Here is a 13371-nt window from a genome sequence, read left to right as displayed (position 1 = left end):
GCCGGTGGAGATCGTCGCGATCCTCCGGACGCTCTGGAGCCGCAGGATCATCTGGCTGCCGGGCCTGCTCGCGGCGTTCGCCGCGGCGGCCTACATGCAGTCCAAGCCGGTGCAGACCGGCGGCTTCGCCGGCCTGCGCCTGCAGCTGGACACGAATCCGTCCCAGCTCGTCAAGACGACGCCCGCCGGGTCCGAGAGCCTCGGCTGGCGCGCCCAGATGCTGGCCGAGATGTCCACGGGCGAGGAGACGCGTGAGCGCGTCGCCAAGACGCTCGGGGTCAAGCCCCAGGACGTGCGCGTCCTCGAGCCCAAGCTCGGCACGCCGGTCACGCAGACGGCGATCGCGCGCGCGGCGACCAAGGCCGACACACCGGCTCCGGCGTTCCTCGTGGCCTCCGTGACCGCCAACGCGCGGCTCGGCAGCCTCGACGTCGGCGCCTACGCGCCCGACCGCGAGTCCGCTCGGCGGTTCGCCCTCGCGATGGTCGAGGCGATCGGCGCGATCTCGCAGGCGTCGGGCGAGCTCGCCGCCAAGCCGGCGCCGACGCCCACCCCGGCACCGCCGAAGAACGCGGTCCCGACGCCCGTGCCGTCCCCGGTGCAGTACGGCCTCGGCGCGCCGCGCGACACCAGCGTCGTGCAGCCCTACAAGGTGATCGCCGGTGCCGTGAAGGCGCGCACCGACAAGCTCGGCGGCGGGCCGGCGGGCGCGATCGCCGCCGGGTTCGCGGTCTTCGTGTGGTGGAGCGCGGTCGTCCTGATCGTGCCCGCCGTGGTCACCCGGCTGCGCGCGAGCCGTCACGCGGCCGCCGCGCGGCTCGGCTGAGCCGGGCGCGGGCCAGCCTCAGCGGCGGGCCAGGACCGGCTCGGCCGCCTGCGGCGGCGCTTCCGCTTCAGGCTGCGGCTCGACCTGCTCCTCCGCCGGCTCCGCCGGGCGCGGCCCGGCGATGGCGACCGCGGTGAGGCCCGCGACGTACAGGAAGATGTACGCCGCGTGCGGGAACGACATCACGTCGTAGAGCGTCGAGGCGACGATGAAGGAGACCGCGCCGGCGGCACCCGCCAGGGCCATCGGCGCGTTGTCGTGGTCGCGCGCCCGGATGACGTGGCGAGACGCCAGCACGGCGGTGATCGGCATCGCGAGGAAGGCGAGCAGGCCGATGACGCCCATCTCCACCAGCCGGTGCAGGATCTCGGAGTCCAGGACGCGGTAGTCGTACGCCTTGTACGCGCCCCAGCCGCGACCGAACGCGAGGTGTGAGAGCACGTCGGGGCGGATCGCGTCGTAGTCGGAGACGCGGTCGCTGACCGTCGGCACGTCGGCGGCGTCGGAGCGGGTGAACTGCGAGATCGTCGAGCCGAGCGCGCCCGGGGAGAGCGCGCTGACGACGATCAGGAGCACCAGGCCGAGCGGCGCGAGCTTGAGCAGCTCGCGGCGGCGGAAGTAGGCCAGCGTCACGAAGATGGAGACGGGCGCGAGCAGCGCGCTCTTGCGGTACGTCGCGAACATCCCGGCGACGAGGATGCAGGCGGCGAGGCCGTACAGGAGCCGCGAGCGCCAGCGGTCGGACTGCATCAGGCCGACGAGCGCGACCGGGAAGGCGAGCGAGAGCATGGTGACCGTCTCCAGCGGCACGTCGGCCGGGCCGCGGACGAGCCTGCGCCCGAGGCCGTCGGTCTCGTACGGGTCCACCGCGTCGACGTGGAAGATCGGAGGCAGCGCCATGTCCGCGAACTTGAAGAACAGGTTCTGCTTGAAGCGGAACTCGATGATCACGCCGAAGGCGCACGTCACCCCGAGCAGCAGCGTGTAGAACATGAACGGCCGCACCTCGGTGCGCCGCACGCCCGTGGCGGTGATGACGAACAGCGACACGAAGAAGATCAGCAGCGGCAGCTGCTTGATCGGCAGGTCCAGCTCCAGCGACGAGTCCAGCGCGCGGGCGTTGAGGATCACGCTCAGGAACGCGACGCCGAGGAACACCGCCACGGCGGTGTGGATCGCCGTCCAGCGCAGCTGCGGCGCGAAGGCCCGGCCGGCCATGAAGGCCAGCAGCCACGCGATCACCAGGAACGGGAGGACCAGCCGATCGAGCTTGAGGTCGATCGGCGCGGACACGCCCAGCTCGATCTGGTTGAACGGCGCGAACCACAGCAGGGCGATGAACACCGCGAGCATCCACGGAAGCACGCGGGTCGTGTGCGGCCAATCCCCGCCGCCGCGCGGCGCGGGACGCTCGCGGGGTGGCACGCCCGCGCGGCGCCGCCGCAGCGTCACGACCGCCCACAGCAGCCCCGCGGTGATGCCGGCGACCGTGATGAACGTCAGGACCGCGATGATCAGCGGGCTCTTGCTCTGGATCGGGCGCCCCTGCGCGGTGCCGAGCTGGCGCAGGACGGCGAGCTCCCCCGCCGGGAAGCGCTGCTGCGCCGCCATCGCGTCGAGGTAGTCCTGTAGGCCGGTGACCGTCGCGTTGGCGAGCCGCCCGGCTTCGTCGGGCGTCGGCGCGACCGCGTAGATGTCGATGATCGGCGAGGTCGAGCGGGCTTGTGCCTCGAACCGGTAGGGGAAGGTGACCTGCTGGGCGTCGCTGGCCCGCTTGAGCGCCGCCGGCTCGGCGATCGCCTGCGGGATCAGGTCCGTGGTGCGCGCGCTCGCCGAGACGAGCTCCGGCGGGACGTCGGCGCGCCGCGCGATCTTCTCGATCACCGGCTCGGTGGTCATGACGCCGCTCAGGAGCGCGCCGTGCTTGATCAGCGTCTGCAGGTCCTGCCCGAGCACCTCGCGCTGGACGACCGGCGGGTCCTTCGCGTCGATCTGGATGTGCGTGCGCGCCACCGCCTGCGGCGGCACCTTCTCCGCGCCCGGCAGCGGGAGCATGCCCGCGTTCCAGCCGGCCGCGACGATCCCGACGATCAGGCTCACGGCCAGCGTGATCAGGACGGGGCGATGATGGCGCAGGAAGGAGTTCAACGTAAGAGCAACGCTCGAGAGGCCTCTGGGCTTCTTCGGCAGTTCATCGCACGCACGCGAGCACGTGCCCGCCGGTCGTGCTCACCGGGCGAACGGGACGAGCCACGTGGCCGCCGTGGCACCGTGCCCGGCGCCCGTGCGGCGGGCCTTCTGCGCGGCCCGCACGCCGACCGTGCGCGCCAGCGCCGAGGCGCGGTCGGCGCGGTCGAACGCGTCGCGACAGAAGTTGATCGTCCACAGCAACGGCGTCCGCGACTCGATGCCGAGCAGCAGCTCGGAATAGCGGTCCAGGTCGTCCGCGTCGGCGGTCGGGGCCGACCGCGTGCGCACGGGCTCCAGCGCCGCCGCGCGCTCGTACAGCGTCTCGAGGTTCGCGCGCCAGGCCTCCGCGGTGTGGCGCGAGCGCACGGCCGCTCCCGTCGCCGCGCCCACGCGCGCACGCCGCTCCGCGTCACCCGTCAGCTCGGCGAACCGCTCGTGGTAGGCGGCGGTGTCCGGCGCGCCCACGATGACGTCGTCGAGCGGGCACGTCGAGCTCATCAGCCGGCTCATGCCGGGGTAGGCACGGCTGGCCAGCACGGGGACGTCGCGCGTGGCGGCCTCGATCAAGGACGTCGTGGAGCCGAAGGGGAACGAGTCGAGGTAGACGTCGGCGGCATCGAGGTACAGCGTGGGGTCGGGCTGCTCGCCCGGGAGCACGACGCGCCCACCGAGCTCGCGTGCGAGCGCCGCCCAGGCGGCGTCCCGCGGGTCGGCGCCGACGGCCACCAGCGTCGCGGCCGGGTTCGCGCGCAGGGCGGGCCCGACGACGTCGACGAACCCGGGGTGCCACGGGGCGGGCGCGAACTTGACCGCGCGCGCGAGCGTGACGAAGACGACCTGCCCGGGATCGATGCCGAGCTGCTTCTTGGCCGCGTCGCGCTCGATCCCGCGCGCCACCGACGGCAACGCCGTGGGCACCACGGTGAGGTTGGCCCGCGGATACCCGCGGGCCGTGGCCGCGGCCTCCGCCGCCGCGTCGCGCAGGTTCATGATCAGCGACACGTTGCCGACGCCGAGCCAGAAGACATGGTCGGCGTGGTTGACCATGACGACCGGTGCGCCGGCGTAGTCGCCGCCGAAGGCGAGGGCCGGCACCGGGTCCTCCCCGTGCGTGTGGCAGACGACGACGTCGGCCGTCTCGGCCGCCGCGCGCAGTCCGCGCGCGCGGGCGAGCAGCGACCGGGCCTCCAGCACGGTGGCCTGGCCGCCTCGTTCCCGCACCAGGGCGCTGAGCTCCGCCGACTCGCACCCGGGGCGGGTGACGATGACGCTCGAGCGGCTGGCCTCGTCGGCCGCGACCCAGCGCAGGGCCATCCGGACGTGGCCGCCGATCAGATGCCCCTCGCTGAGCACGTGCAGCACGCGGCGCGGGCCCGCCTCGGGGCGGTGCGTGGCCGGGCCGAGCGTGCGCCGGGAGACCGCGTCCAGCGCCGCGTCCAGCCGCGGCTCGCGCAGCGCGCCGTGCGGGTTGGTCGTCGTGAACGCGGCGGCGACGCGCGCCCAGCCCGCGGCCGACTCCAACCGGCCGGCCGCCACGCGGCGCTCGACGACGCGGACGAGCCGCTCGAACGTGCGCTCGTTCTCCGCCAGCGCGGGGCGGCTAGGCATGGGCGCCGACCAGCTCCTGGCTCGTGGGCTCGGGCTCCGGCTCCTCCACGCTCGTCCACAGGGCGCGCGCGGCGGTTGCGAGCCTCCTCCCCCACGAGGCGACCAGCACCAGGTAGATCAGCACGCCCACCGAGCCGCCGGCGAGCAGGCTCGGCCACACCCCGCCGACCCGGTCGGCGACCAGGTGCGCCGCGGTCGCCGCGACGAGCGAGGCGGCCAACGGCCGCGCCGCGGCCGCCAGCAGCCGCCGGAGCCCGAAGCCGGTGGTCCGCGCGAGGATGATCAGGAACCCGGGCAGCAGGATGCCGGCGATCGCGATCACGTGCGCGACGCCCGCGCCGACCGCTCCCCACACGTGCACGCCCCACACCGTCACCGGCGTGAGCACGGCCAGGTAGACGAGCTGGAGGACCAGCAGCCCGCGCGTCTTGCCTTCGGCGATCGTCACATTCGTCAACAGGTCGGCGGGCAGGCGGAGCGCGCCGTAGATGGCCGTCCAGGCCAGCGGCGCCGCGGCCGGTGCCCAGCGCGAGCCGTAGATCGCGCCGACGAGCGGGTGGGCCAGCGCCACGATCAGCGCGTTCGCCGGGATGCCGATCGCCAGCAGGGCGGCCATCGAGGTGCTCATCCGGTCCGCGAACTGCGCCCGGTCATGGCGGACGCGCGAGAACGCGGCGACGGCGATCGACGCGACGATCGGCGACAGGATGATGTAGGGCCAGCTGCCGGCGTTGTAGGCCAGGTAGTAGAAGCCGAGCGGCTCGGCGCCGAGCAGCCGGCCGACGACGATGTAGTCGACGTTGCCGATCAGGAAGCCGAGGAAGCTGGACGCGATCAGCGGCACCCCGAAGGTGACCACCTTGGAGCCGACCGCGCGGTCGAAGCCCGGCCGGAAGCGCTCCGGCGACGCGGCGAAGAGGACCACCGTCGACACGGCCTGGCCGGCGACCCGCGACCACGCGAGGGCGAGCGCGCCACCGCCGGTCAGCGCCAGCGCCAGCAGGATGCCGGTCGACGAGAGGAAGTTGAGCAGGTCGGCCAGGAACCGCTTGTCCTGGCGGAACTCGCGGGTGAGCACGGCGCTCGGGACCGAGCTGATGCCCGCCAGCAGCACCGTCAGCGACAGCACGCGCACCGGATCGACGGCTTCCACCGATCCGAGCTCGCGCGACAGCCAGGGAGCCACCAGCGCCATGCCGCCCGCCAGCAGCGCGGCGGAGATCATCGCGATCGACGTGACGGTCGGGCCGACCGCGTCGAGCTTCCCGCGGTGGCGGACGATGTAGGCGCTCACGCCCAGGTCGGAGACGTTGATGATGATCGCGTGGACGGTCAGGGCCACGGCGAAGACGCCGAACTGGTCCGGGGCGATCAGCCGCGCGGCGACGATGCCGACCGAGAAGCTGCCGAGGCGCATCACGATCGAGCCGAAGCTGCTCCACGCGGCCGCCCGGCCCATCTGCCGGCCGAGGCTCGCCGAGCCGTCCGACGAGCGACGCCGGAGCCTCACGCCGAGACGCTCACAGGCTTGGCCGTCAGCGCACGCCAGGCCGACTTCACGCGCGAGCCCGTGCGCCGCACGAGCGACCGCGACCCCGAGCCGGGGCGCCAGCCGCGCCAGTCCGACCGGTCGAGCACCTCGTACCAGCGGTCCGCGAGCGGGTGCGGCGCGCCGGGCGACCACGGCTTCTCGCGCTCGGTGTAGTGGATGATCGCGGGCGCGTCGAGCGCCGCCTCGACGTCGTCACGCCAGAGCGCCCAGGCGAGCCCGCGGCGGTCGACGTCGGGCGTCTGCAGGTTCCAACGCCGCGAGAGCTCGGTCCAGCGGCCCTGCAGCACGACGTTCAAGCCGTCCTGGTCGCCCCAGCGCGGCTCGGAGGCGCGCAGCACCTCGAGCGTCCGGCGCGGGACGTCGGCCTCGCGCCACGCGGCGACCGGGATGACGAGCACGCCCGTGTTGAAGTACGGCGCCCCCGGGTCAAGGCCGAGGCGCTCCCACTCGGTCCCGCACGGCCCGGCCGGGAACGGGGAGCCGGCGTCGCGCGCGGCGGCGAGGAGGGTCGACCCGAGCTCGAGCTCCCAGAGCTCGCGCAGCGAGGCGGTGACGACGACGTCGCAGTCGAGGTAGATCACGCGCTCGATCTGCTCGGGCAGGAACTGCGGGAGCAGCAGCCGGAACAGCGAAGCGGCGGTGAGGAACGTCGAGAAGTGCGCTCCGGCGACCTCTTCCGGCGCGACCTGGCGCCAGGTCAGCGGGATGCGGCCGGCGACGCTGCGCTCGACGCGCGCGATGTCGGCGGCGGGAACGCCGTCGTGCAGGATCGTCACCGCGAGCTCGCCCGGCGCGTGCGCCTCGCACAGGCTCGTGAGGGCGACGCCCAGCGGCATCATGAAGCCGGCGTCCGCCGCCATCGCGAGCTGGATGACGTCGGCGCGCGGGGATGCTTCGTACTTGGCCATGTCCGTTGACACCAACGTCACGGTGACGGCACTACTTCCGTATGAAAGACGGGCCGAACGTCGAGGCGGCGGAAGTGTCGCCGGACCCGCTGCGTTGGTGGTCTATGAGCCCATCGTCGATCCCCTACGTCGACCTCCGCGGCACGCCGCGCGCGGCGATCGTCGGCGACGACCAGAACATGCGCCATCAGGCCGCAGGGCTGCTCGACGCCGCCGGCTTCGCCATCGCGGACGGAGACCGCTTCGCGCCCGGCACGGTGCTCGTGGCGCTGTCCCGCCGCAGTGACGCGACGCGGCAGCGCGAGATCCGCGACCTCGTCGATGCCCACGACAAGTGCCCCGTGCTCGCGATCGTCCCGGCGGGTGCCGGCAACCCGTCGCTGCGGCGGGTGCTGATCGCCGGCGCCACGGGCATCGTGATCGACAGCGAGCTCAAGCAGGCGCTCGGCGCGACCGCGCGTGCGGTCGCCGCCGGCCAGCTCGTCGTCCCGCGGTCGCTCAGCGGTCAGATCGCGCCGCGTCCGCTCTCGCACCGCGAGAAGCAGATCCTCAGCCTCGTCATGCGCGGCCTCACCAACCGTGAGATCGCGAACGAGCTCTTCCTCGCGGAGAGCACGGTGAAGACCCACCTCTCGACGGCGTTCCGGAAGATCGATGCGCGCTCCCGCGCGGAGGCGGTCGCGCGCATCCAGGACCCCGAGAGCGGCTACGGCACCGGGATCCTCGCTATCGCCGACTCAGCCGCGGCTGTAGCGTGAGGCCACGGCGAACGAGCGCTTGAGCGAGCTCGTGCGGCCGTCCGCGCCGCGCACCGTCAGCTTGACGTACTTGGTGTCCGCGGTCTGGAACGTCTTGGTCAGCTTGCAGCCGGTGATGGTCTCCCAGATCACGCCGCCGGACTGATCCTCGAACGACCAGGTGCAGGCGAGCGGGGCGACGCCGGTCGAAGCGGTGCCGTCCAGGACGACCGCGGTGCCCACGCGGACGCTCGTCGGCGCCGTCCACACGGCCTGGGTGGCCGTCGGCGTGGGGGTCGGCGACGGCGTCGGGCTCGGGGTCGGGGACGGCGTCGGGCTCGGGGTCGGCGACGGCGTCGGGCTCGGGGTCGGCGACGGCGTCGGGGTGGGCGTCGTCGAGGTCGTCGGCACGACGCCGATGTTCGTCCCGTCCGAGGCGGCCTTGACGCCCGGGCTGCTCGTCGTCAGCGCGAAGCCGTCGAACGTCGGCGGACGCAGGCCACCGACGAACACGGGGGTGCCGGTCAGGTCGCCGCTGGCCGCGCCGCGGCGCAGCAGGTTGTTGCGGCGCTGCGCCACCGTGGAGCCGTTCTGGAGCAGGATCTCGGTGGCGATGTTGTCGACGACCACGGTGCCCGTGCCCGGCGACATCGTCGTCTTGCGGTTGATGTCGATCGCGCCGCAGGTGCCGTTCCAGGCGCATCCGGTCGCGTACACCACGGTGTTGTGCCGGATGATCGAGCCGTTGTCGGCGTAGATCTCGATGCCCCACGGACGCTTGCCCTTGCCGGTGAGGTCGACCACGTTGTTCTCGATCGTGGCCTTGCGCAGCCCGTCGTAGGCGACGATGCCGGTGCTGCTGTCGACGATGTAGTTGCCGCGGACGACGCTGTTGGGGGCGTCGATGAGCTGGATGGCGTCGGTGTGGTTGGTGCCACCCGCCTCCAGGATGTCGCGGAACTCGTTGTTGATGATGTTGACGCCGACGCCGCCCTGGATGCCGTCGGAGTCGCCGCCCTTGAGCAGCGAGTTCTGGATCGTCACGCCCGAGTGCGTCTGGCTGTTGTACGGCAACGCGATCCGCGCCGGGCTGGCGTACTGGCCCCCCGCGTTGATGTTGATGTGGGTGTTGTGATCGAGCAGGACGTTGCTGTTGGCGAGCCCGTCCAGGCGGATCACGCCCGTGAAGTCGCTGTTGCGGATCGTGATGTTCTTGGTGCTGTTGAGCACCTCGGCGCCGGTGATCGTCAAGCCGTCGATCACGATGTTGCTCGCGCCGTTGAAGCTCAGCCCGATGGTCGCCGAAGCGCCGGACGCCTCGGTGATCGTGACCGGGCCGCTCTTGGCTGACCCCTTGAACGTTCCGTAGCTGCCCGAAGACAGCACTACGCGGTCCCCCGGCTGAGCGGCGGCGAAGACGCTGGCGAACGTGGACGGCGTGGCGCTGCGATCAGCAGCCTGTGCGGACCCCGTCGCACCGAGCGCGAGTGTGATGGCCGCGGCGCCTATGGCGCACGCGGACCGGCGATGCATCGACATCGATGAGTTTCCCCTGCAGGACAGATGAAGCCGGACGCGCGTTCGCGCGCCTTCCGGCACGAACAAGCCACCTCCCGTGGCAATTCGGCCGGACGCCGTCGTGGCTTCCCTGTCCGGCCTGCCCGCGACCAACGGGCGGTCCGCATGAAAACAGAGCGAACCCCGGTCTGCAATCCCCGAATTGGGGGAGGCCCGAGGTTTCAGCCGTTGATGAAGGCGCTCAGCGCGCCAAGCAGGCGGTCGGACGCGTAGGGCCCGATCGGTGCCTGGTCGGCACGCGCGCCGAACGCGTCGAGACGCGCCTGCAACGCGTGCTCGTCCGCCGCGACCTGAACGCCACCGAAGGTGGAGAACCGGTCCGCCGTGGCCAACTGGTGGTCGTTGCGGTGCTCGCCGAGGTCGGCCCGGCGCGGCATCACCAGCACGGGCTTCCCGAGCTCCAGCGCTCCGATGATGGTGCCCATGCCGGCGTGGGCGACGATCGCGTCGGCCGCCGCCATGCGCTCCCGGCACTCGTCCGGTGCGATGAAGTCGGAGTACTCCAGATGGCGCGGCCGGTACGCCCCCGGGCCGATCTGCGCGAACACCTCGACCTCGCCGGATCGGGCGGCCCATTCGTCGACCGCGCGGATCAGCCGGTCGAACGCGAGCTGCGTGCCGACGGTGACGAAGATCACAGCACGGCTCCCTCGTAGGCGACCCGTCCCTCGGCGAGATGCGGCCACTGCGTCAGGCACAGGTCCGCCTTCGTGCTCGCGAGCCGTCCCGACATGGACAGCTCCTCGACGTTGGCGACGCTGTCGACCCACACGGTCCGCGCGCGGACGAGCTTGGCGACGCGCAAGGCCAGATAGCCGGGCGCCGCGCCGGTCGAGACGACCACGTCCGGGCGTTCCCGGAGCACGATCCACACCAGCTTCGCCGTCGCCAGCGCCAGCTTGCCCTTGGCGTTGCGGTTGGCGTCGGGAACGCTGTAGAAGCGGGCCGAGCCGACCTCGCGGCGGTGGCCGGGCTCGGTCGTCAAGTAGGCGACGTCATGGCCCTCGAAGGCCGGCTTCAGACGGGAGAGCTGCACCCAGTGACCACCGCTGGACGCGACGGCGAGGATGCGCTGTGGGCGACGTGCGCGGGTCATGCACAAGAGAGAACGAACGGGCGACGCGGCTTCTTTTGAGCGCCCCTATTCCTTCGGGGGGCGGAAATTCGTATAGTGCCCGTGCGCATCCAGGTCAGGATGCCGTTCGAGTGGGTATCGACTACCCACCGTGAGTGAGGGAGAGGAGCCGGCATGTTGCTGATGGTCTTGGTCGCCATCGGAGTCATCTGGACGTTCATCGCGCTCGTCGTAGTCGGGCTTTGCTCGTCGGCGGCCCGTGCCGACGCGCGGCAGTCCGCGACGCCGCGGCCCGCCTCCGGAGGCACGTCACGCCCCGCCCTGCGCCTGATCGCCTGACGCGCTAGACGTTGCCGCGCCGCGCCACGTGGCGCACGGTGCGCAGCAGCAGCTTCATGTCGGCCCACAGGGACCAGTTCGCGACGTACAGGTAGTCGATGGCCACCATCTCGCGCATGGGGACGCGCGAGCCGAGCACCTGCCACGGCCCGGTCATGCCCGGCGTGAGATGCAGACGGCTGCGGTCCAGGCCGACGACCTGCTCGTCCTCGTCGGTCACGAGCGGCCGCGGGCCGACGAGGCTCATCTCGCCGCGGATGACGTTGAGCAGCTGCGGCATCTCGTCGAGCGACGTCTTGCGCAGGATGTCGCCCACGCGCGTGACGCGCGGGTCGCGCGCGATCTTGAACATGCCGTCGCCGACCTCGTTGAGGTCGCGCAGGCGGTCCTTCTGCTGCTCGGCGTCGACGACCATCGAGCGGAACTTGTAGATGCCGAAGTGACGGCCGTCGCGGCCGACGCGGGTCTGGCGGAACAGCACCGGGCCCTTGGAGTCGAGCTTGATGGCGATCGCGACCAGGGCGAGGATCGGCGCCACGGCGATCAGGCCGAGGGACGTCAGCAGCAGGTCGAACCCGCGCTTGAGCGCGCGCGAGGAGCGCGAGAGGCCGAAGGAGCGCACGCCGAGCATCGTCAGGCCGTCGACGTCGTCGAACTCGACCGCCGAGCCGACGACCTCGAACAGGCGCGGGAGGACGCTCACGCGCACGCCGGCCGCCTTCGCCGCGCGGATCAGCTCCGCGACGCCGCTGCCGTCGGTGGTCGTGGGCGCGATGATCACGCGGTCCACGCGCAGGTTCTGGATCATGCCGCGCAGGCTCTCGGGCGTGCTCCACTCGTCGAACTCGTTGTTGACGAGCGGGAGCGTCGCGACGACGTCGGCGCGCGCGTGGCTGGAGCGGAGCTTGTCCCGGAAGCGGTCGGCCATCTCCTGCTCGCCGATCACGAGGCAGCGCTCGACCGGCGAGGTCTTGCCCGCGATGAAGCGCGCGACCGAGCGCCCGCCCACCGTGAGCACGAAGCTGAGCAGCCACAGCGACGCGATCTGGCCGCTCGTCAGCCCGTGCTGGCCGAACGAGGGGACGACGAGCGTCGTGCCGAGCGCGAAGAGGCCGGTGAGCTGGAGCAGCGACGGCGCCTCCTCGAGCGTGGAGTGCACGAGGCGCATCTGGTCGCGGTCGTACAGGCCCGCGACCTTGAACAGGAGGACGACGAGCGGGGTGCCGAGCAGCGCGCTCACGTGCGGCGCATCCGCGCCGAACGCCAGCATCGTCACGACGAAGGCCGTCACCGCGGCGAGCAGGTCCGCCCCGGCGAGGAGCCGGCGGCGGTTGGACTCGCGCCGCAGCAGCGAGAAGTTCGCGCCGTCGACCGCACCGTCCGTGTGCGTGTGGCGCGCGAGCGGCAGCGTCACGCCGGAGCCCACCAGCGCGAGGCGGCGCCGGCCGGCGAAGGGGTGATCCTCGACGGTCTCGTCGTGGATGGTCAGTCGTGCTGCGGATTGTGGCGTCAAGTTCTCTTTCCCTAAGTCCGACGCTCAGCCGAGCCCGGGTGCGCTCGCTGGTCGAACAACGGGCAGATTGACGCTGGACTTCTTGAGCTAACGCGACGCTGATCCGAATCTCCATCTTTGAGGACTTCGCTGCCCGTCGGAGGGTCAGCAGCGCCCCAAAGCGGTTGCCGACGAGGGGGAGATACGTCACCCGCCGGGGGGAGGACCTGCCCTGGGAGGGTGTTGCGAAGCCACCTCGGCCCCCTCGGAACATCACCTTCCCCCCCGATCGTCCAGGCGGCAACCTGAACGCATCGGACTCAAGCCCACGGAGGTGGCGACAGTGAATCGACTGGTGATCGTGGCGGACAACTCCTTCGCCGCACAAAGCATCCGGCTCGCGCTACGGCAGACGGCCGGCTTCCAGGTCGTCGGCTTCATCGACGGCGCATCGGAGATCAGCCCGCGCGTGAGCGAGCTGCAGGCCGACCTGGTGATCGTCGATGAGACGCAGGACCCGCAGCTCGCGCTCTCGCGACTGCGTGAGCTCGGCACGCTGCTGCCGAACGCCAAGCGCGTGTACCTCACGATCCGCATGGGCGACGAGGTGCTGAGCGAGGCGTTCGAAGCCGGCGCCGACGCGATCATCTCGAAGGCCGTGCACCCCGTGAGCCTCGCGACGCTCCTGCGCGAGATCTCGCGTGACAACGTCGTGCATCGCCCCCGCGTCGCGCCGAAGGCGGCCGTCACGGACTGCCCGCTCACCGACCGTGAGCTCGAGATCCTGCGGCTCGTCTCCCAGGGCTACACCAACGGGCGCATCGCCCGTGAGCTGTGGGTGACCGAGCAGACGGTCAAGTTCCACCTCTCGAACACGTACCGCAAGCTGGGCGTGGCCAACCGCACCGAGGCCAGCCGGTACGCGCACATGAACGCGCTGGTCTCCGCCGCCTAGCGCGGCGACGCCGCTTCCGGGGCCTCGGCGCGAGGTCCCGTGAGCCCGTCCATCCGTCCACCCGCGGCGGACAGTCCACCCGAAACGGCTCGCATCGCGTAGATTCGCTGT

General features: G+C 72.0%; 12 protein-coding genes. 4 read left to right on the top strand and 8 right to left on the bottom strand.

Features of this window, described 5'->3' with window-relative positions; translation table 11 throughout:
* Positions 1 to 4: 4 nt before the first annotated feature.
* Complete coding sequence (locus C8N24_RS19670) at positions 5 to 826, top strand: hypothetical protein (protein WP_121252802.1); 822 nt, start codon at positions 5 to 7, stop codon at positions 824 to 826.
* Positions 827 to 844: 18 nt separating this feature from the next.
* On the opposite strand, the gene C8N24_RS19665 is transcribed toward C8N24_RS19670, so the two are convergent.
* The 4 genes from C8N24_RS19665 to C8N24_RS19650 form a co-directional block, all read right to left on the bottom strand.
* Positions 845 to 2974 carry an O-antigen ligase family protein gene (locus C8N24_RS19665; protein ID WP_121252800.1) on the bottom strand — a complete coding sequence of 710 codons (2130 nt, stop codon included), beginning with the start codon at positions 2972 to 2974 and terminating at the stop codon, positions 845 to 847.
* 81 nt (positions 2975 to 3055) lie between these two features.
* Positions 3056 to 4624 (bottom strand): glycosyltransferase, encoded by a 1569-nt coding sequence (locus C8N24_RS19660; RefSeq protein ID WP_121252798.1) that lies wholly within the window; start codon positions 4622 to 4624, stop codon positions 3056 to 3058.
* On the bottom strand, positions 4617 to 6134 hold the full coding sequence (locus C8N24_RS19655; RefSeq protein WP_147447893.1) for an oligosaccharide flippase family protein: 1518 nt from the start codon (positions 6132 to 6134) through the stop codon (positions 4617 to 4619). The genes C8N24_RS19660 and C8N24_RS19655 overlap by 8 nt, the downstream gene beginning before the upstream one ends.
* Positions 6131 to 7084, bottom strand: a complete 954-nt coding sequence (locus C8N24_RS19650) for a glycosyltransferase family 8 protein (RefSeq protein ID WP_121252794.1) — start codon at positions 7082 to 7084, stop codon at positions 6131 to 6133. Before C8N24_RS19650 ends, C8N24_RS19655 begins: the two co-directional genes overlap by 4 nt.
* 104 nt (positions 7085 to 7188) lie before the next feature.
* Here C8N24_RS19650 and C8N24_RS34705 point away from each other — a divergent pair, with 104 nt between their 5' ends.
* Positions 7189 to 7842 carry a LuxR family transcriptional regulator gene (locus C8N24_RS34705; protein WP_211340027.1) on the top strand — a complete coding sequence of 218 codons (654 nt, stop codon included), beginning with the start codon at positions 7189 to 7191 and terminating at the stop codon, positions 7840 to 7842.
* On the opposite strand, the gene C8N24_RS19640 is transcribed toward C8N24_RS34705, so the two are convergent.
* The 3 genes from C8N24_RS19640 to C8N24_RS19630 form a co-directional block, all read right to left on the bottom strand.
* Positions 7822 to 9207: a PKD domain-containing protein gene (locus C8N24_RS19640; RefSeq protein WP_211340026.1), complete on the bottom strand. Its 1386-nt coding sequence runs from the start codon at positions 9205 to 9207 to the stop codon at positions 7822 to 7824. The two genes, C8N24_RS34705 and C8N24_RS19640, sit on opposite strands and share 21 nt — an antisense overlap.
* Positions 9208 to 9560: 353 nt before the next feature.
* Positions 9561 to 10037, bottom strand: a complete 477-nt coding sequence (locus C8N24_RS19635; protein WP_170179219.1) for a glycosyltransferase — start codon at positions 10035 to 10037, stop codon at positions 9561 to 9563.
* On the bottom strand, positions 10034 to 10495 hold the full coding sequence (locus C8N24_RS19630) for a glycosyltransferase family protein (protein WP_121252790.1): 462 nt from the start codon (positions 10493 to 10495) through the stop codon (positions 10034 to 10036). The genes C8N24_RS19635 and C8N24_RS19630 overlap by 4 nt, the downstream gene beginning before the upstream one ends.
* 153 nt (positions 10496 to 10648) lie before the next feature.
* Between C8N24_RS19630 and C8N24_RS34105 the strand changes: the two genes are divergently transcribed.
* The gene (locus C8N24_RS34105; RefSeq protein WP_170179218.1) at positions 10649 to 10813 is read left to right on the top strand and encodes a hypothetical protein; all 165 of its coding nucleotides are present in this window, start codon (positions 10649 to 10651) and stop codon (positions 10811 to 10813) included.
* Positions 10814 to 10817: 4 nt separating this feature from the next.
* Here C8N24_RS34105 and C8N24_RS19625 read toward each other — a convergent pair whose 3' ends face one another.
* Entirely contained in the window at positions 10818 to 12326 is a 1509-nt protein-coding gene (locus C8N24_RS19625) for a sugar transferase (protein ID WP_147447892.1), read from the bottom strand.
* 322 nt (positions 12327 to 12648) lie between these two features.
* Here C8N24_RS19625 and C8N24_RS19620 point away from each other — a divergent pair, with 322 nt between their 5' ends.
* Complete coding sequence (locus tag C8N24_RS19620) at positions 12649 to 13260, top strand: response regulator transcription factor (protein ID WP_147447891.1); 612 nt, start codon at positions 12649 to 12651, stop codon at positions 13258 to 13260.
* Positions 13261 to 13371: the final 111 nt, after the last annotated feature.

The sequence above is a fragment of the Solirubrobacter pauli genome, from assembly GCF_003633755.1.
GTDB lineage: Bacteria > Actinomycetota > Thermoleophilia > Solirubrobacterales > Solirubrobacteraceae > Solirubrobacter > Solirubrobacter pauli.
The sequence above is the reverse complement of the archived record's forward strand: the minus strand, read 5'-3'. Positions and strand labels throughout refer to the sequence as shown.